The following is a 19,124-nucleotide window of genomic DNA, read 5'->3' on the forward strand; positions in this document are numbered from 1 at the left end:
CGAGGCGGGCTTCGATCCGCCGGGTGCACCACGCGGGCCGGTAGCGAGTCCGGGGTCACGTCCGCGAAGAGCTTCGGACGGTCCTGCTTGTCAGTGGGCGCCTATAACCTCGTAGACGTGTCGTCTCTCGCGCTGTACCGCCGCTATCGCCCGGAGTCGTTCGCCGAGGTCATTGGGCAGGAGCATGTCACCGACCCGTTGCAGCAGGCGCTGCGGAACAACCGGGTCAATCACGCGTACCTGTTCAGCGGTCCGCGCGGATGTGGCAAGACGACCAGCGCGCGCATCCTGGCCCGTTGTCTGAACTGCGAGCAGGGTCCGACCCCGACGCCGTGCGGGGAGTGCCAGTCCTGCCGCGACCTCGCACGCAACGGACCGGGCTCGATCGACGTCATCGAGATCGACGCCGCTTCGCACGGTGGTGTGGACGACGCCCGTGACCTGCGCGAGAAGGCCTTCTTCGGCCCCGCGAGCAGCCGGTACAAGATCTACATCATCGACGAGGCCCACATGGTCACGTCGGCCGGTTTCAACGCCCTCCTGAAGGTCGTCGAAGAGCCCCCGGAGCACCTCAAGTTCATCTTCGCCACGACCGAGCCCGAGAAGGTCATCGGGACGATCCGGTCGCGGACCCACCACTACCCGTTCCGGCTGGTGCCCCCGGGCACCCTCCGCGAGTACCTGGGCCAGGTCTGCGGCCAGGAGGGCATCCCCGTCGCCGACGGCGTGCTGCCCCTGGTCGTCCGGTCAGGCGCCGGTTCCGTGCGTGACTCCATGTCCGTGATGGACCAGCTGCTGGCGGGCGCCGCCGACGACGGTGTGACGTACGCCATGGCGACCTCCCTCCTCGGGTACACGGACGGCTCGCTGCTCGACTCGGTCGTCGAGGCGTTCGCGGCCGGGGACGGCGCCGCCGCCTTCGAGGTCGTGGACCGCATCATCGAGGGCGGCAACGACCCGCGGCGGTTCGTCGCCGACCTGCTGGAGCGGCTCCGGGACCTGGTGATCCTCGCGGCCGTCCCGGACGCGGCGGAGAAGGGGCTCATCGACGCCCCGGTCGACGTCGTGGAGCGCATGCAGGCCCAGGCGGGGGTCTTCGGCGCCGCCGAGCTGAGCCGCGCCGCCGACCTCGTGAACGACGGACTGACGGAGATGCGCGGAGCCACCTCGCCGCGCCTCCAGCTGGAACTGATCTGCGCGCGCGTGCTGCTGCCCGCCGCCTACGGGGACGAGCGGTCCGTGATGGCCCGCCTCGACCGCATCGAGCGCGGGGTGAACTTCTCCGGCGGCGGAGCGGCCCCGGCCATGGGATACGTCCCCGGACCCAAGACGCACACCGCGCCGCCGGTGCACCAGGCCGCTCCACCGGCTCCGCAGGCCGCGCCGGCGGTCCCGCCCGGCAGCGGCCCCGCGGCGGCCCGTGCCGCGGCGCGCGGAGCGGGACCCGGCACGGGCACCGGAGCCGTTCCCGCGGCCGTGCCCGAAGCCGCTGCGCCCGTCGCGCCGACGGCACCCCCCGCGCCCGTTCCGCAGTCGGCCCCGGCGGCGGCCCCCACGGCGCCCGCCCCGGAGCAGCCCCAGGCCAATCCCCCCGCGGGCTCCGCGCCCGGCGCCTGGCCCACCGCGACGGCCGTCGGCAGCGGCAGGCGTCCCGGCGGCTGGCCCACGGCGGCACCCGCGGGCGGCGGACAGTCGCCGGCACAGCCCGCGCAAACGCCCGCCGCGAGCCCCGCTCCGCAGCAGGCCGCGCCCGCGTCGCCCGCGCAGACTCCCGCTCCCGCACCCGCCATGGGCGGCCCCGACCCCCGCACCCTCTGGCCGAACATCCTGGAGGCGGTGAAGAACCGTCGCCGCTTCACCTGGATCCTCCTCAGCCAGAACGCGCAGGTCACGGGCTTCGACGGCACGACCCTGCAGATCGGCTTCGTGAACTCCGGGGCGCGCGACAACTTCGCGAGCAGCGGCAGCGAGGACGTGCTGCGCCAGGCGCTGTCGGAGCAGTTCAACGTGCAGTGGAAGGTCGAGGCGATCGTCGACGCCTCGGGCGGCTCGGCCCCGCCCACCGCGCCGCCCGGAGGCGGTTACGGCGGCGGAGGCGGCGGCTACGGCAGCGGTGGCGGGAGCTACGGCGGCGGCGACGGCGGAGGCGCCGGGTACGGCGGGTCCCCGTCCGGCCAGCGCCCCTCATCCCCGGCACCGGCCGCGCAGCCGCCTTCCTCGCAGAGCGGCCCGTCGGGCGGCCATGGCCAGGGAGGGGGCCCGTCCGCGTCCGCCCGCCCCCCGGCTCCCGAACCGCATCCGGTCTCCCCGGAGGACGACACCCCGGAGGACGACGACCCCGACCTGGACGAGTCGGCGCTCTCGGGCCACGACCTGATCGTCCGGGAGCTGGGCGCGACGGTCATGGAGGAGTTCTCGAACGAGTGAGCGGCCGGACCGGGTGACGACACCCCGGGATCGCCCCTCCTCGGAGGATCGCACCAACCCCGTAGGCCTCCGTCTTCGGAAGCCCCCACAAGGGCGGTCTCGGCCGGCGGCTAGGCTGACCCCCGTGAAGGTCCTTGTCATCGGTGGCGGCGCCCGCGAACACGCCCTGTGCCGCTCCCTGTCCCTCGACCCCGACGTCACCGCCCTGTACTGCGCCCCCGGTAACGCGGGGATCGCGGAAGTGGCGGAGCTGCACGCGGTCGACGCCCTCGACGGCGCCGCCGTGGCCGCGCTGGCCACGGAGCTCGGCGCCGAACTGGTGATCGTGGGCCCGGAGGCCCCGCTGGTCGCCGGTGTCGCCGACGCCGTGCGCACGGCGGGCATCCCCTGCTTCGGCCCCTCGTTGGAGGCCGCGCAGCTGGAGGGCTCCAAGGCCTTCGCGAAGGACGTGATGGCGGGTGCCGGCGTCCCCACGGCACGCTCGTACGTCTGCACGACGCCCGAGGAGGTCGAGGAGGCACTCGACGCCTTCGGCGCGCCATACGTCGTGAAGGACGACGGACTCGCCGCCGGGAAGGGTGTCGTCGTGACCGGCGACCTCGACGCCGCGCGGGCGCACGCCAACGCCTGCGACCGCGTCGTCATCGAGGAGTTCCTCGACGGCCCGGAGGTCTCGCTCTTCGCGATCACCGACGGCACCACCGTGGTCCCGCTCCAGCCCGCCCAGGACTTCAAGCGCGCGCTGGACGGCGACGAGGGCCCGAACACCGGCGGCATGGGCGCGTACTCGCCGCTGCCGTGGGCGGACCCGAAGCTCGTGGACGAGGTCATGGAGACCGTCCTCCAGCCGACCGTCGACGAGCTGCGCCGCCGCGGTACCCCGTTCTCCGGCCTGCTGTACGCGGGTCTGGCGATCACCAGCCGTGGCGTGCGGGTCATCGAGTTCAACGCCCGCTTCGGCGACCCGGAGACCCAGGTGGTCCTCGCCCGTCTGAAGACCCCGCTCTCCGGCGTTCTGCTCGCCTCCGCGACCGGCACCCTCGCCGATCTGGAGCCGCTGCGCTGGAGCGAGGACGCGGCGGTCACCGTGGTCGTGGCCTCGCACAACTATCCGGACACCCCGCGTACGGGCGACCCGATCACCGGCCTGGACGAGGTGGCCGCGCAGGACGCCCCGCACGCGTACGTCCTGCACGCGGGCACCCGGCACGACGGGGACGCGGTGGTCAGCGCGGGTGGCCGTGTGCTCTCGGTCACAGCGACCGGCTCCGGCCTCGTCGAGGCCCGTGAGCGCGCCTACGCGGCGGTCGCCCGCATCGTTCTCGACGGCTCGCAGCACCGCACGGACATCGCGGCGAAGGCGGCGGCCGAGGCATAGCCGCAGGTCCCCACGGCGTCACCGGACCCCGGACTCCAGACTGGAGTCCGGGGTTCCGTCGTGTCCGGAACCGGCCCCTCCCGCCTGGCCGTTTCTGTACGGAACCGGGGGCCTGATCATCGCCCACTGTCATCCACCTCTCCCCAGAGCCATTCCATCGAGTGACCGATGCCCCATCCGGCTGACTGGGGCCGGGGCCCCAACTAGGGTGCGGCGAAAGCATTCCGGCACTTGGCCCACCGGCATTGCGATGTCGGTGGCGGGTGCCACAGTGGGGGAGTGACCAACGCCAGGACATCCGTCGGAACCGGCCGCGTGAAGGCCGGAGCCCGGCGGGCAGTAGGGGGTGACGTCCGGTCGTGACCGGTATGGGTGTGGAGGTGGGCGCGCAGGCCGCGCGCTCCCGGGCTCTCGCCGTGCTGCGGATCCGCAGCAGGGCGCTGGCCGTCGCCCTGCTGCCCGCGGCCGTCGCCGTCGTGCTGCTGGCCGGTGGCGCCACCGGCCACATCGTCGGCGGGCACTGGGGGACCGTGCGCTGGATCGTGACGGTCCTCGCCGTTGTCGTCCTGCTCGCCGCGGCGGGCGTCGCGCTCGTGATCGCCCGCGCCCGGCCCGCGATGAGCCCCACGGTCCCGGTCTCCGAGGCGTCGGCCCCCGATCTGTACCGCATGGTCCGCGACCTCGCCGACCGTCTCGACGTCCCGGCGCCCTCCGCGATAGCCCTGACCCCGGACTGCGACAGCTGGCTGGAGGACCGCACCCACCGGGCGCACGGCCGCTCCGCAGCGGGCGGCGGCGAGGCGGACGACACGGACACCGACCGGGAGGGCCTGGCCGGAGGCCGCGGTGCGACGCGCGCGGCGAACCGCGCTCGCCGTGCGTCGGCCGCCCCCGTCCTCGTCATCGGCTCCCCTTTCCTGTGGTGGATGCGCGTCGGTGAACTGCGCGCGGTCCTCGCCCCGGTCGTCGCCGGTACGGGCCCGTCGGCCCACCCGGACATAGCCGCCGCCCGCCGTTTCGTGCGAGGACTGGACGCGGCCGTCGCCGTGACCTCGGAGCCCGGACGCGGCCCGCTGTCCCGCACGGTCCTGGCCGGAGTGGGCTGGGTGACCCGGCTTCTGCTGCGCAGCTGCCGCGTCCATGCCGCCGAGATGGAGCGGGGTGTCGCCGCGGCGGCGGCCGAACGCGCACAGGCCGTGGACTACGGCCTGCGGATCGTCGCCCAGGAACAGGTGGGCCTGGCCTACGCGGGCTGGGACCGGCTGCTGACCCGGGTCGCGCTGCCCGCCTGGCGGATGGGCCGCTGGCCGTCCCGGCTGGACGTGGGCGTCGTCGCCGCACTGACCGAGCTGTCCCGTCGCGACCGGCTGGCCGAGGGATTCACCTCCCGGCTCGGCGAGCGGCCCGCCTGCGACCTGCTCGAAGAACCCGGTTCGGTGGACGAGGCGACCTCGCTGCTGGCGGCCCGGCTCTTCCACGGCGGTCCCGCGGAGGCAGGCCCCGACTGGGCGCCGGTCGACTGGCAGGACTATCCGGACGAGGTCGTCGACCGCACCTGGCGCACCGACGCCGCCCGTCTGCACCGCGTTCTGGACGCGCTCGGCGTCCGGCACCCGGCCGACCCCGGCCGGCCCGAGGCAGGCGGCCCGACGCTGGCGCGGGTTCTGGACCACCTGGCCGTTCCGGCGGAGGACCGGCCGGCGCCTGACGCCGCCGCGGACCTCGACCCGGAGGCCGCCCTCGGCGTGCACGGGGCGGAGACGTACGAAGGGATCGGCGTCCCCGGCGAGGAGGACGACCCGGACCTCGCGGTGGGGAGCGAACGGACGGCGGCTCTCGCGGCCGGCCTCACGGCGGAGGTGGCCCGCGAGGAGGCGGCCGCTCCGGCGCCGCCCGCCGCAGGCGCGGAACAGCAGGGACCCGATCACGCCCTCTGGGACGACGGGACGCTTCCGCTGTTCCCGCTCCAGCCGCCTCGCACCGGCCGTGACCTGCTGGCGGACCACGTCACGGCGATGGTCTGCTGCGCCGCGATGGACACCGCGGGAGCCACCCCCGGACTCGACTGGCTGGACGGCCCCTCCCTGCTCGTCGCGGGGGAACGCGCCGCCGACCTCGGCCCCCGCGTCCTCACCCTCATAGAGACCGGTGACCCCGCACCCCTGCGCGAGTGGCTCCTGCATCTCGGCGTCCGCCCGGAGAAGCCGGTCCGACTGGTCTGACGGCTCCGGCCACACCGGCGGAGCCGGCGGTACCGGTCGACCCGGCAGATCCGGCAGATCCGGCAGCACTGGCTGCGCCGACGGCCCTCGCGGCTTACCGAGACCGATTCGGAAAAACCAGTCGAACCGGCGAGCCCCGTGGCTTCGCGCGACCGGTTTCGTCCGAATCCGGTTTGTCCGGCCCGGCGCTCTTCCGGCCGGTCGGCCGCACACTGTTCGCAGCCCGTCTCAGCCCCAGGCGGAGCGCCCCGTTCCACTCACGTCAATTCGCGACGAACGGTGACGGACTGCGTGCGTAATGTGATGTGCTGGGACCGATCGCGCGCAAGGGCAACGGCTTGCCGAACGACGGGGGCACGAGGGAGGGGACCGGCATGGGGTCGGAGCAGATCCGCCGCTGGGAGTCGGGCGCACTCGCACACGCCGTCACGGATCCCTTCGGCCAGGGCCCCGTCCCCTGGCTCCGGGGCAGCGAGACGTACTTCGACGACACCGGCCATGTCGTCCCCTGGTACCTGGACGCGGACACGGCCCCGGCCCCGCATCCCGAGCCCGGCGGTACCCGCATCCCGGCGCCGCGCGCCACCTCGGGCACCCGCGCGCGCTCCGGCTCCGGCGGCCCCCGTTCCGCGGACGACGTCCACCGTCAGATCAAGGGGTTCACGACCACCGGCGCCGCGGCTCCGGGCGAGTCCATCGACTTCCATGTCACCGTCGACCCGCCCCAGGAATTCAGCGTCGACATCTACCGCATCGGCCACTACGGCGGTGACGGCGCCAGCAAGATCACCACGAGCCCCCGGCTCTCCGGCATCGTGCAGCCCGCGCCGCTCACCGCCGACCGCACGGTCTCCTGCCACCACTGGTGGCTGTCCTGGCGCCTGCAGATCCCGTCGTACTGGAGCATCGGCGCCTACGTCGCCGTCCTCACCACCGTCGACGGCTACCGCTCCCATGTCCCCTTCACCGTCCGCAACGACCAGACGGCCGACCTGCTCCTGCTGCTCCCGGACGTCACGTGGCAGGCCTACAACCTGTATCCGGAGGACGGCCACACCGGCGCCAGCCTCTACCACGCGTGGGACGAGAGCGGCCGGCTGCTCGGCGAGGCTGACGCCGCGACGACCGTCTCCTTCGACCGTCCGTACGCGGGCGCGGGCCTCCCCCTCCACGTGGGCCACGCCTACGACTTCATCCGCTGGGCCGAGCGCTACGGCTACGACCTCGCCTACGCCGACGCCCGCGACCTGCACGCCGGCCGCGTCGACCCCACCCGCTACCGGGGCCTGGTCTTCCCGGGCCACGACGAGTACTGGTCGCCGCAGATGCGCCGCACCACGGAGCGCGCCCGCGAACACGGCACCTCCCTCGTCTTCCTCTCCGCCAACACCATGTACTGGCAGGCGGAGTTGGGCCCGTCGCCGTCCGGCGTCCCCGACCGCCTGCTGACCTGCCGCAAGCGCCGGGGCCCGGGCAAGCCCGCCCTGTGGCGCGAGATCGACCGTCCGGAACAGCAGCTCATCGGCATCCAGTACGCGGGCCGGGTGCCCGAACCGCACCCCCTGGTCGTCCGCAACGCCGACCACTGGCTGTGGGAGGCGACCGGCGCGCACGAGGGCGACGAGGTGGAGGGCATGGTCGCCGGTGAGGCGGACCGTTACTTCCCGCGCACCCCACTCCCCGACCACCAGGCCCGGATCCTGCTCGCGCACTCCCCGTACCCGGACAGCGAGGGCGTCCCCCGCCATCAGGAGACCTCGCTGTACCGCGCTCCGTCCGGTGCCCTGGTCTTCGCGTCCGGAACGTTCGCGTGGTCTCCCGCGCTCGACCGCCCCGGCCACGTGGACCCCCGTATCCAGCGCGCCACCGCGAATCTCCTCGACCGCATCTGCAAACACGACTGAGGAAGCCCGGCCGGGCGTCCGGTCCGCGCCCGCACCCGGCGGCGGAACCGCCCCTGTTTCCGCCGCCACCGCACGGCCCCGGTCCGCGGCCGCTCGCCCCATACGGGAGAATCGAGCCACTAGGACAGAACCACGGGGAGGAACCGTGTCCGGATTCGTCGAAAAACCCGAGCCCCTTCAGGTGCCGGGTCTGGTACATCTGCACACCGGCAAGGTGCGCGACCTGTACCAGAACGAGGCGGGCGACCTCGTGATGGTCGCCAGCGACCGCATCTCCGCGTACGACTGGGTTCTCCCCACCGAGATCCCCGACAAGGGCCGTACGCTCACCCGGCTCTCGCTGTGGTGGTTCGACCAGCTCGCCGAGCTGGCACCCAACCACGTGCTGAGCACCGAACTCCCGCCGGGCGCCCCCGCCGACTGGGCCGGCCGCACCTTGATCTGCAAGTCGCTCCGGATGGCCCCGGTCGAGTGCGTCGCCCGCGGCTATCTGACCGGCTCGGGTCTCGTCGAGTACAACGAGTCCCGCACGGTCTGCGGCCTCGCCCTCCCCGAGGGCCTCGTCGACGGCTCGGAACTCCCCTCGCCGATCTTCACCCCGGCCACCAAGGCCGCCGTCGGCGAGCACGACGAGAACGTCTCGTACGAGGAGGTCGCCCGGCAGGTCGGCGCCGACACCGCCGCCGAACTGCGTCAGGCGACCCTCGCCGTCTACAGCCGGGCCCGGGACATCGCGCGGGAGCGGGGCATCATCCTCGCGGACACGAAGTTCGAGTTCGGCTACGAGGGGGAGACGCTCGTCCTCGCCGACGAGGTGCTGACCCCGGACTCCTCGCGCTTCTGGCCCGCCGACTCGTGGGAGCCGGGCCACGCGCAGCCGTCCTTCGACAAGCAGTACGTCCGCGACTGGCTGACGTCCGCGGAGTCCGGCTGGGACCGCAAGAGCGAGCAGCCACCGCCGGCTCTCCCCGCGAACGTCGTGGAAGCCACCCGTGCCAAGTACATCGAGGCCTACGAGCGCCTCACGGGCATGAGCTGGACCTGACCCCGCCCCGGGCCCGGCTCCGAGCCGGGCCCGGAACTCCGGGGGTCCGCCTCCGGACACGAAGAAGCCCCCGACCTGAGGGTCGGGGGCTTCTTCTCCTGAGCGGACGACCAGGTTCGAACTGGCGACCTCAACCTTGGCAAGGTTGCGCTCTACCAACTGAGCTACGTCCGCGTGCGCCGTGGCGCGACAGCCACTATACCCAACCTCTCAGGCGTGCGAGACGCACTGCCGCGTGACGGTTCTCCGCCCCCAGTTTGGACGCGGCCGACGACAGGTAGTTCCGGACGGTCCCCTGGGACAGCGCGGCCCGCTCCGCGATCTCCGCCACGGGGGCACCGTCGGCGGCGAATTCGAGTACCTCGGCCTCCCGGACGGTCAGCGGCGAGTCCCCTGCGGAGATCGCGTCCGCGGCCAACTCGGGATCCACATAACGGTTTCCCGCGTGCACCGTGCGAATGATCTCCGCGAGCCGCTGCGCACTGACCGTCTTCGGCACGAACCCCCGCACACCCGCCGCAAGCGCCCGCTTCAGATGTCCCGGCCTTCCGTGACTCGTCACGATCAGCACCTGGCAGCCCGGCAGTTCGGCCCGCAGGGATGTGGCCACCCTCACACCGTCCGCCCCCGGCATCTGAAGATCCAGAACGGCGACATCGGGTTCATGGGCCCGCGCCATCGCCAGGGCCTCGGGCCCGGTCGCCGCCTCGGCCACCACGACCAGGTCGTCCTCCAGCCCCAGCAGCGCGGCCAGCGCACCCCGGATCAGATGCTCGTCGTCGGCGAGCAGCAGCCGCACGGGAGCAACCGACGCCGACGCGTCCTCCGGCATGGACGTCATGGCGTGACCTCCTCTGCCTGGTCCGGCACGGACGAGGTCGGCTGTCTCCTGCTCCCGGGGACTCCGATCTCCCCGCCTCTGCCGCTGTCCCTGTAGTCCCCGTTGTCCGGACTGTCCCGACCCACGCCCGTTCCCACACTCCCGCCCACGTCTCCGCCCACGTCACTGCCCGTCTCCCTGCTCGCGTCCGCATCCGCGTCCCGATCGGTGCCCACCGGCGGCCGGGCCGACCCTCGCCCTGCCTCCGTGGCTCTCCCGCGGTCCGCGTCCGGGTGCGCGTCCGGGTTCGGATCCCGGTCATGCGGTAGCCGCAGGGGGACCTCCGCGGTCAGCCGGAAGAGCCCACCGCTCGCGCCGGCCCGCAGTACCCCGTCCACCTCTCCCAGCCGCTCCCGCAGTCCCACGAGCCCGGAGCCCCCGATCCGTTCGGAGTCCCCCTCCGGCCGCGGGCACGAGTCTTCCGCGTCCGGGGCCCCGTCGTTCTCGACCGTCAGTGTCACCAGGCCCGCCGCCACGCGCAGCGACACCGCGCAACTCTTGGCGTCCCCGTGCCGCAGCACGTTCGTCGTCGCCTCCCGGACGACCCAGCCGAGCGCCGACTGGACCGCTACGGGCAGCTCCGTGCCCGCGCCGGTGACGGAGCAGTCGATGCCGGCCGCCGTCAACACCCCCTGCGCCCCCGCCAGTTCGACGCTCAGGTCGGCTTCGCGGTACCCCCGCACCACGGCCCGCACCTCCCGCTGGGACTCCCGGGCTATCCGCTGCACCTCGGTCATCTGGTCGACGGCCTCGGGCCTCCCGCGCCGTGCCAGCTGGACGGCCAGTTCGCTCTTGAGGGCGATCACCGCGAGGTTGCGGCCCATCACGTCGTGCAGGTCGCGGCCGAAGCGCAGCCGCTCCTCGGCGACGGCGAGCCGGGCCCGGGTCTCGCGGGCCGCGTCGAGTTCGTAGACGGCGTTCAGCAGCCAGACCGAGAAGGCCGCGGTGAAGGTGAGGAACCCGGCGGTCAGCAGGACGGCGACGGCGGTGATCAGCGCGGCGGGACCGGGGAAACCGAGGGGGAACGAGACCGCTCCGCCCCCCGCAGCCGCGCCGACCACGGCGGAGGTCATCCGCCGGCGGTCGCGGATCCCCAGGGTGAGCGTGCCGGTGCCGAACGCTATGACGCCGACGAAGATCGAGGACGCCACCCGTAGCTCGTCCTCCGTCGCCGGACGCCAGTCGGTGCCCGACAGGGCGAGCGCCACGACGGCCACCGCGGCGGTGCCCAGAGCCAGCGCGAGCATCATCCGCCCGGGTTGCTGTCGGGTACCGCGTGCCCAGTCCAGCGACTGCGAAGCCGTCACCGCACAGAGCACGGCGTGCCCGCACACCAGCAGGAACAGCGGCCAGGACAGGGCGGACGAGACGTTGCCGAAGATCGGCAGGCCGAATGTGACGACCTCGATCACGGCGAAGAAGTGGAACGACCACCGTGTGTACGTCTCGACCTTGGCCGGTGTGCTCTTGCCGCGCCACCAACCGATCGGCTCGTTCATGTCCACCCCCGCGTCCGTGGTCATCGTCGCGGTTCCCAGCGGAACCATCGCCGTACAGCAAACATCGCGATCGCGGCCCAGACCACCGCCGTGCCGAGGGCGCCCAGGGTGTCGTGGGCGGAGAGGTGCCCGCTCCAGCCGCCGCGGATCAGGGTGATCACCGGGGTGAGGGGCAGCAGCTCGCAGAACGAGGCTACGCGGTCGGGCAGCACCTCCAGCGGGATGAAGGTCCCGGATCCGACCAGGGACACCAGCGTCAGCGGCATCGCCGCGACCTGGGCTCCCTCGATGCTCTTGCTGAAGCTCGCGGTGACGGCTGCCAGCGCCGGCCAGGTGACGAAACCCAACAGAAGCCCCAGCAGGACGAGATGGGGAGCCCGGGGTACGCCGACGTCGAGCGTCACGGCATAGGCGGCGGTCAGGATCACGCACTGGAGGAGACCGATCGTCACCGAGGGCAGGGCGGCGCCCAGGAGGATCTCCACGTCACGGGGCTCCCCGGTGCGCAGTCGCTTGAGGACGAGCTCCTCCCGGCGGGCCGCGTACACACTCACCAGTGAGCTGTAGACCGCGAAGAGCAGGGAGAACCCGATCGAGGAAGGGAGCAGGATCGACCCGACGGTGAGCCCGGTCCCCTTCAGATCCATCTGGTCGACGGTCGAGCGGAGGGTGAAGGGCATGACCAGCGGCACGAACACCGCCGCCGCGAGCGTCGCCTTCGTACGGCCGAGCAGGGTCAGCTCGGCGCGGGCCAGCGCTCCCATCCGACCTGCCGTCGTGGTCCGTGCCGGGGCCGCCCCGGTCGTGACTGCTGTTCCGCTCATGCCGCCGTCCCCTTCGTCCGCCTCGTCCGCGTGGGGGTGCCCGCTGCCGCCGGCTCGGGCCGGTGCCCGTCGTGTACCGCCGCGTCCCGCGCTATGCGCAGGAACGCCTCCTCCAGGGAGGCCGAGCGCACATCGAGCCCCCGCAGCTCGACCCGCGCCCGCTCCGCCCACACCAGCAGGGCCGTCGCGGTCCGCTGCAGTTCGTTCGTGCGGAGTCTGATCACCCGGCCCGCTGTCTCGTGGCTGCTCACGCCGAGTTCGGCCAGCGGGGGCAGGTCGCCCGGGAAGTACCCCTCGGGCAGCTCGAAGGAGACCCTCGACGGCTGGGCCGCGGTGACCTCGGCCGGAGTGCCGAGGGCCGCGATACGTCCTTCGTGGAGGATCGCCAGTCGGTCGGCGAGGCCCTGCGCCTCCTCCAGATAGTGCGTGGTCAGCAGGACCGTGGTCCCTCCGTCGCGCAGCTCGCGCACCAACTCCCAGGTGCTCCGGCGGCCTTCCACGTCGAGGCCGGTCGTCGGTTCGTCGAGGAAGAGGACGTCGGGGCGGCCGAGGAGCGCGAGCGCGAGGTCCAGGCGCCGCTTCTCGCCCCCGGACAGCTGCTTGACCCGCACCGTGCCGCGGCGGGTGAGGCCGACCAGCTCCAGCGCCTCCCCGATGGGCCTCGCCCCGCTGGTGCACCCCGCCCACATGCGCAGGGTCTCCGCGACCGTCAGTTCGGAGGGGAAGCCGCCCTCCTGGAGCATCACGCCGATCCTGGGCCGCACGGCACTCCGCTCCGTGTACGGATCGTGCCCGAGGACCCGCACGTGCCCGCCGGCCGGAGGCGCGAGGCCCTCGATCAGCTCGACGGTGGACGTCTTGCCCGCGCCGTTCGTCCCGAGCAGGGCGAACAGCTCGCCGCGGCCCACCGAGAACGTGACGCCGCGCACCGCCTCGAAGTCTCCGCCCTCGCCCCCGTACACCCGCCGCAGGTCAGTGACCTCGATCACGTGATCGTGCCCGTTCGTGTTCATGCATTCAGCCTCGCCGCGGACACGGTCCGGCAGCAGTGCGCGGTGTCATCACTCCTCATGACAAATGTCAGACGACAGAGCCGGATCCGGTGGGAAGGGAGCCTCGACGGGGAGGGGGCTGTGATGCGGGCGGCGTCGGAGAGCCGCGGCCTCGACGGTCGACGGTCGGGTACGGGCGCGACGTGCACCGTCGTCGTGAACTCAGGGGCACACGGGTCCTCGGACGACACGCGACAAAGGCCCCGGTCGACTGACCGGGGCCTTTGTCTTCTGAGCGGACGACCAGGTTCGAACTGGCGACCTCAACCTTGGCAAGGTTGCGCTCTACCAACTGAGCTACGTCCGCATTGCCTCCGACCGGCTTCCACCGATCGGCGCGAGCACCACCCTACCTGATCGACAAGACCGATCGGTAAGAGATGCAGAGCGGGTGACAGGAATTGCACACTGCGCCTTCCCCCTGGAAGGGGGATGTTCTACTACTGAACTACACCCGCGCGACTCCGTGGGTTTCGGCTTTCGGCCTTGCCCCTCGGCGTGTTCCAGACTCTAGCTGATCAGCGGGGGGTCAGCGCAAGTCGGCTGTCTGCGGGGTCCGGTGGCGGTCCCGCGCGGGTGCCCCCGGTGCGGGGGCGGCGGCTCAGTGGGACTCGGCGAACGCCTCGTAGACCTTCTTGGGGATCCGGCCGCGCGGCGGGACGTCCATCTTGTTGGAGCGGGCCCAGGCGCGGACGGCGGCGGGGTCGGGCGTGAGCGCGGTGTGCGTGTACGCCTTCCCGGACTTCGACTGCTTGCGGCCGGCCTCGAGGTACGGCGCGAGGACCTTGCGCAGTTTCTTGGCATTGGCTGGATTGAGGTCGATCTCGTACGACTTGCCGTCCAGTCCGAAGGCGATCGTCTCCGCCGCTTCCGAGCCGTCGATGTCGTCAAAGAGAGTGACCACGACACGCTGCGCCACGAATATCGGTCCCTTCGCGCGACAGCTCTGCGATCAACGGTCATGACGTGCGCGGACGTCACGGAGTTGTCGGGGAGATGTCGACTGTCCGGCTGTTATTGGGCAAAGTATCGGCTAATGCCAATTCCTTTGTACAGTGCCCGGCATTGCATTGTGAAGCCCGACTAAATCCTTCCGCGTGTCCGGAGGCAATGGGCTCCCGTCGCTCTTCTGCTGTTTTTCCCAGGATTTTCCGCGGAAGACCCCTCGCCGATGCGGGATCGTGATCGGGGTCACGTAGGATTCTACGAATCTACGCGAGTAGAAATTTTGTACGGGTAGTCTGAAGGGACCTGCTCAGCACCACACACCGGGAGTGCCAGTGGCACGCGTCGTAGTCGACGTCATGCTCAAGCCGGAGATCCTCGACCCCCAGGGCCAGGCGGTGCAGCGTGCACTGCCGCGCCTCGGTTTCGACGGTGTCTCCGACGTACGTCAGGGAAAGCGATTCGAACTGGAAGTGGACGGACCGGTGGACGACGCCGCGCTCGCCCGCATCCACGAACTTGCGGAATCCTTCCTCGCCAACACCGTGATCGAGGACTTCACCGTCAAGGTCGAGGAAGTCGCGGAGGCCGGAAAGTGACCGCTCGTATTGGAGTCGTCACCTTTCCGGGCAGCCTCGACGACCGTGACACGCAGCGTGCGATCCGGCTCGCGGGTGCCGAACCCGTCGCTCTCTGGCACAAGGACAAGGACCTCAAGCAGGTCGACGCCGTGGTGCTGCCCGGCGGTTTCTCGTACGGCGACTATCTGCGGGCGGGCGCCATCTCGCGCTTCTCGCCGGTGATGGAGACCGTCATCGAGCAGGCGAAGTCCGGAATGCCGGTTCTCGGCATCTGCAACGGCTTCCAGGTCCTCACCGAGGCGCACCTTCTTCCCGGCGCGATGCTCGGCAACAACCACCTCCACTTCATCTGCCGTGACCAGAAGCTGCGGGTGGAGAACGCGGAGACCGCCTGGACCGCCGACTACGTGGCCGGCCAGGAGATCCACATCCCGCTGAAGAACATGGACGGGCGGTACGTCGCCGACGGGCGCACGCTCGACATGCTGGAGGCCGAAGGCCGGGTCGTGTTCCGCTACGTGGACGTCAACCCGAACGGCTCGCTGCGCGACATCGCCGGCATCACGAACGAGGCGGGCAACGTCGTCGGTCTGATGCCGCACCCGGAGCACGCCGTCGAGCCCCTCGTCGGCTCCGGCCGCACCGACGGCCTCCCCTTCTTCACCTCGATCCTCAAGAAGCTGGTCAACGCATGAGCCGCACGCCTCTGGACACGGTCGAGAACGCGGCCGCGACCCCCGACGTCGAGCTGCCCTGGGCCGAACTGGGCCTGAAGAAGGACGAGTACGAGCGGGTCGTCGAGATCCTCGGCCGCCGGCCCACCGGTGCCGAGCTCGCCATGTACTCGGTCATGTGGTCCGAACACTGCTCCTACAAGTCCTCGAAGGTCCACCTCCGCCAGTTCGGCGAGAAGGCCCCGCAGTCCGACGCGCTGCTCGTCGGCATCGGCGAGAACGCCGGCGTCGTCGACGTCGGCCAGGGCTACGCGGTGACCTTCAAGGTCGAGTCGCACAACCACCCGTCGTACGTCGAGCCCTACCAGGGCGCGGCCACCGGCGTGGGCGGCATCGTGCGCGACATCATCGCGATGGGCGCCCGTCCGGTCGCCGTCGTCGACCCGCTGCGGTTCGGCGCGGCCGACCACCCCGACACCAAGCGCGTCCTGCCGGGCGTCGTCGCGGGCATCGGCGGCTACGGCAACTGCCTGGGCCTGCCCAACATCGGCGGCGAGGTCGTCTTCGACGCCTGCTACCAGGGCAACCCGCTGGTCAACGCCGGTGCCATCGGCGTCATGCGGCACGAGGACATCCACCTCGCGAAGGCGTCCGGCACGGGCAACAAGGTCATCCTGTACGGGGCCCGCACGGGCGGCGACGGCATCGGCGGCGCGTCGATCCTCGCCTCGGAGACCTTCGACGACGCCAAGCCGTCCAAGCGTCCCGCCGTCCAGGTCGGCGACCCCTTCCAGGAGAAGCTCCTCATCGAGTGCACCCTGGAGGCCTTCGCCGAGAAGCTCGTCGTCGGCATCCAGGACCTCGGAGCGGCCGGACTGTCCTGCGCCACCAGCGAGTTGGCGTCCAACGGCTCCGGCGGCATGCGCGTCACCCTGGACGACGTACCGCTGCGCGACTCCACGCTCTCGCCCGAGGAGATCCTCATGAGCGAGTCGCAGGAACGCATGTGCGCGGTCGTCGAGCCGGAGAAGGTCGACCGCTTCCTCGAGATCTGCGACAAGTGGGACGTCATCGCCACCGTCATCGGTGAGGTCACCGACGGCGACCGGCTGGAGATCTACTGGCACGGCGGCAAGATCGTCGACGTCGACCCGCGCACCGTCGCGCACGACGGCCCGGTCTACGAGCGCCCCTACGCCCGCCCGTCGTGGCAGGACGCGCTCCAGGCCGACGACGCGAACAAGCTGCCCCGCCCGGCGACGAGCGCCGAGCTGAAGGACCAGGTCCTGCGGCTCGTCTCCTCCCCGAACCAGGCCTCCAAGTCCTGGATCACCTCCCAGTACGACCACTTCGTGCAGGGCAACACCGTGCTGGCCCAGCCCGAGGACTCGGGCATGATCCGCATCGACGAGGAGACCGGGCTCGGCGTCGCCATCGCGACCGACGGCAACGGCCGCTACGCCAAGCTCGACCCGTACACCGGTGCGCAGCTGGCCCTCGCCGAGGCGTACCGGAACGTCGCGACCACGGGCGCCAAGCCGCTCGCCGTCTCCGACTGCCTGAACTTCGGCTCGCCGGAGGACCCGGCGGTCATGTGGCAGTTCGCCGAGGCGATCCGCGGACTGGCCGACGGCTGCCAGCAGTTGGGCACCCCGGTGACCGGTGGCAACGTCTCGCTGTACAACCAGACCGGCGAGGCCGCCATCCACCCGACCCCCGTCGTGGCCGTGCTGGGCGTCATCGACGACGTCGCCCGCCGCACGCCGGTCGCCTTCCAGGAAGAGGGCCAGCTCCTCTACCTGCTCGGTGACACCCGTGAGGAATTCGGCGGTTCGGCCTGGTCGCAGGTCGTCCACGATCACCTGGGCGGTCTGCCCCCGCAGGTCGACCTGGAGCGCGAGCGGCTGCTCGCCGAGATCCTCATCTCGGCCTCGCGCGACGGAATGATCGACTCCGCGCACGACCTGTCCGACGGCGGTCTCATCCAGGCCGTGGTCGAGTCGGCGCTGCAGGGCGGCAAGGGCGCACGGCTGATCGTCCCGGACGGTCTCGACGCGTTCACCTTCCTCTTCTCGGAGTCGGCGGGCCGCGCGGTCGTCGCCGTCCCGCGGTCGGAGGAGCTGCGCTTCAACGACATGTGCGGTGCGCGGGGTCTGCCCGTCACCCGCATCGGTGTCGTCGACGGCGACGCGGTCGACGTCCAGGGCGAGTTCGCGCTCTCCCTGGCCGAGCTGCGCACCGCTCACGAGGAGACGATCCCGGCGCTGCTGGCGTGACCCGCTGACATGCGCGAAGGCCCCGTCCGGTCGCCGGGCGGGGCCTTCACACGTCCTGGCCCGTCGCGTTCGACTCAGGCCGCGACGGGCTGCTCCTCCCGCGCCCGCCCGGCGGCGAGGAGGAGCTGATCCGGACCCTGGCCGAGGAGAGCGACGACCCCGTGCTCGCCGCCATCGCGGCCGCCCAGCTCATCAGCGCGCGCAACGCGCTGGTCGAGGCGCACCACCGCCGTATCAACGACGGCGAGAGCCCCGAAGCCGTCGCCGAGGATGCCGCCGACCTGGCCGGCCGCGCCTTCGACCTGATCGAGAGAGGCCTCGCCGGATACGCGGTCCGCAAGTAGGCCACCGGAAAACCCTCGCCGACCCCCGTCCGAGCGTCCCCCGGTCCTAGGGTGAGGATCATGCCCCCCGCCAAGAAGCGCGCCCGTGCCTACGACTCCGCCAAGATCCGCGCGGCGGTCCTCGCCCAGTTCGGGAACGTACGGGACGGCGTGCGCACCCTCAGCGAGGAGCAGTCGGCGCGCCCCACGCACCTCGGCGGGTGGACGGTGCGGGATCTCGCCGCGCACGTCACGACGGCCCTCGAGACCGTGAGCCGCAATCTCGACCGGCCCGAGCCCCCGGCCAAGGAACTGTCCCTGCTCGACTGGCCGTTCGCCACCGCCGCCCGGGCCGCCGACATCGCCGACGACACGCGTGAGCTCGCCGTGGGGAACGCGGATCTCGACGCCCTGTTCGCCCGCACCGAGCAGCGGATCACCGAGCGTCTGGCCACCGCCCGGGACGGCCGGCTGCTCGCCACGCGCACCGGCGCGATGACCCTCGCCGACTACCTCGTCACCCGGACCGTCGAACTGGTCGTCCACACCGACGACCTGAACCGCGCGGTCCCCGGCCTCGACATCCCGTACGACCGCCAGGCCCTCGCCGCGTGCACCCGGCTCCTCGCCGACGCGCTCGCCGTGAAGGCGCCCGGCGCGTCGACGGAGGTGCGGATCCCGCCCTACGCCGTCGTGCAGTGCGTCGAGGGACCCCGGCACACCCGCGGCACCCCGCCGAACGTCGTGGAGACGGACCCGCTGACCTGGATCCGGCTCGCGACGGGACGTACGGAGTGGAAGGCGGCACTCGACGAGGCGAAGGTCAGCGCCAGCGGCGAACGCGCCGACCTCGCCGGCCTGCTGCCCCTCATGGGCTGAACCCCCCGGCCGGTCCCTGTCGGCCGGCGCTCCCGCGACGCCGCCCGAACCGCCTGACGCTCCCGCGGGCCACTGGCCGCCGCACGGCGCGTGACCCGCGTGGGGGCGCCGTCCGCCGACGCCCCGGTCCGGCCTGATGCGGCTGCCCGAACCTCCCGGCGCCCCCGTGCCGCCCCTCCCGCGCGGCCCGAACCCGCCGATGCCCACCGTTCCCT

Annotated in this window: 14 protein-coding genes, 3 tRNA genes and 1 pseudogene; 10 read left to right on the plus strand and 8 right to left on the minus strand. The window is 72.1% G+C overall.

Going from position 1 to position 19,124, the window contains the following annotated elements:
• The first annotated feature begins 117 nt into the window (after positions 1 to 117).
• The 5 genes from AB0C62_RS21220 to AB0C62_RS21240 all read left to right on the plus strand — a co-directional run bounded on the left by AB0C62_RS21220 (position 118) and on the right by AB0C62_RS21240 (position 8,976).
• Complete coding sequence (locus AB0C62_RS21220; protein ID WP_362975267.1) at positions 118 to 2,427, plus strand: DNA polymerase III subunit gamma and tau; 2,310 nt, start codon at positions 118 to 120, stop codon at positions 2,425 to 2,427.
• A 124-nt stretch (positions 2,428 to 2,551) separates the two neighbouring features.
• A complete protein-coding gene (purD, locus tag AB0C62_RS21225; protein ID WP_362975269.1) occupies positions 2,552 to 3,805 on the plus strand; it encodes a phosphoribosylamine--glycine ligase in 1,254 nt (417 codons plus the stop codon).
• Between the two features lie 368 nt (positions 3,806 to 4,173).
• Positions 4,174 to 6,027 carry a hypothetical protein gene (locus AB0C62_RS21230; RefSeq protein ID WP_362975367.1) on the plus strand — a complete coding sequence of 618 codons (1,854 nt, stop codon included), beginning with the start codon at positions 4,174 to 4,176 and terminating at the stop codon, positions 6,025 to 6,027.
• A 374-nt stretch (positions 6,028 to 6,401) separates the two neighbouring features.
• Entirely contained in the window at positions 6,402 to 7,931 is a 1,530-nt protein-coding gene (locus AB0C62_RS21235; protein ID WP_362975271.1) for a N,N-dimethylformamidase beta subunit family domain-containing protein, read from the plus strand.
• A 145-nt stretch (positions 7,932 to 8,076) separates the two neighbouring features.
• Positions 8,077 to 8,976: a phosphoribosylaminoimidazolesuccinocarboxamide synthase gene (locus tag AB0C62_RS21240; RefSeq protein ID WP_362975273.1), complete on the plus strand. Its 900-nt coding sequence runs from the start codon at positions 8,077 to 8,079 to the stop codon at positions 8,974 to 8,976.
• A 101-nt stretch (positions 8,977 to 9,077) separates the two neighbouring features.
• On the opposite strand, the gene AB0C62_RS21245 is transcribed toward AB0C62_RS21240, so the two are convergent.
• The 8 genes and pseudogenes from AB0C62_RS21245 to AB0C62_RS21280 form a co-directional block, all read right to left on the minus strand.
• Positions 9,078 to 9,150, minus strand: a tRNA-Gly gene (locus AB0C62_RS21245).
• Between the two features lie 22 nt (positions 9,151 to 9,172).
• Complete coding sequence (locus AB0C62_RS21250; protein ID WP_362975369.1) at positions 9,173 to 9,808, minus strand: response regulator transcription factor; 636 nt, start codon at positions 9,806 to 9,808, stop codon at positions 9,173 to 9,175.
• Positions 9,809 to 10,128: 320 nt separating this feature from the next.
• Positions 10,129 to 11,355: pseudogene (locus AB0C62_RS21255) on the minus strand (histidine kinase); the annotation flags it as partial.
• A 20-nt stretch (positions 11,356 to 11,375) separates the two neighbouring features.
• Positions 11,376 to 12,179 carry an ABC transporter permease gene (locus tag AB0C62_RS21260; protein ID WP_362975275.1) on the minus strand — a complete coding sequence of 268 codons (804 nt, stop codon included), beginning with the start codon at positions 12,177 to 12,179 and terminating at the stop codon, positions 11,376 to 11,378.
• A complete protein-coding gene (locus AB0C62_RS21265) occupies positions 12,176 to 13,192 on the minus strand; it encodes an ABC transporter ATP-binding protein (protein ID WP_362975277.1) in 1,017 nt (338 codons plus the stop codon). The genes AB0C62_RS21260 and AB0C62_RS21265 overlap by 4 nt, the downstream gene beginning before the upstream one ends.
• A gap of 273 nt (positions 13,193 to 13,465) precedes the next feature.
• A tRNA-Gly gene (locus AB0C62_RS21270) sits at positions 13,466 to 13,538 on the minus strand.
• A gap of 79 nt (positions 13,539 to 13,617) precedes the next feature.
• A tRNA-Gly gene (locus tag AB0C62_RS21275) sits at positions 13,618 to 13,689 on the minus strand.
• A gap of 143 nt (positions 13,690 to 13,832) precedes the next feature.
• Positions 13,833 to 14,150 (minus strand): Lsr2 family protein, encoded by a 318-nt coding sequence (locus AB0C62_RS21280; protein ID WP_081218206.1) that lies wholly within the window; start codon positions 14,148 to 14,150, stop codon positions 13,833 to 13,835.
• Positions 14,151 to 14,511: 361 nt separating this feature from the next.
• On the opposite strand from AB0C62_RS21280, the gene purS reads away from it, so the two are divergent.
• From purS to AB0C62_RS21305, 5 genes are all read left to right on the plus strand, one after another.
• On the plus strand, positions 14,512 to 14,775 hold the full coding sequence (gene purS / locus AB0C62_RS21285; protein WP_060898438.1) for a phosphoribosylformylglycinamidine synthase subunit PurS: 264 nt from the start codon (positions 14,512 to 14,514) through the stop codon (positions 14,773 to 14,775).
• The gene (purQ, locus tag AB0C62_RS21290) at positions 14,772 to 15,452 is read left to right on the plus strand and encodes a phosphoribosylformylglycinamidine synthase subunit PurQ (protein WP_362975279.1); all 681 of its coding nucleotides are present in this window, start codon (positions 14,772 to 14,774) and stop codon (positions 15,450 to 15,452) included. Before purS ends, purQ begins: the two co-directional genes overlap by 4 nt.
• Positions 15,449 to 17,707, plus strand: a complete 2,259-nt coding sequence (gene purL, locus AB0C62_RS21295) for a phosphoribosylformylglycinamidine synthase subunit PurL (protein WP_362975281.1) — start codon at positions 15,449 to 15,451, stop codon at positions 17,705 to 17,707. The genes purQ and purL overlap by 4 nt, the downstream gene beginning before the upstream one ends.
• Positions 17,708 to 17,868: 161 nt before the next feature.
• Positions 17,869 to 18,051 (plus strand): hypothetical protein, encoded by a 183-nt coding sequence (locus tag AB0C62_RS21300; protein ID WP_362975283.1) that lies wholly within the window; start codon positions 17,869 to 17,871, stop codon positions 18,049 to 18,051.
• 60 nt (positions 18,052 to 18,111) lie between these two features.
• A complete protein-coding gene (locus AB0C62_RS21305) occupies positions 18,112 to 18,909 on the plus strand; it encodes a sterol carrier family protein (RefSeq protein WP_362975285.1) in 798 nt (265 codons plus the stop codon).
• Positions 18,910 to 19,124 lie beyond the last annotated feature (215 nt).

It is taken from the genome of Streptomyces sp. NPDC048643 (assembly GCF_040650615.1).
Lineage (GTDB): Bacteria > Actinomycetota > Actinomycetes > Streptomycetales > Streptomycetaceae > Streptomyces.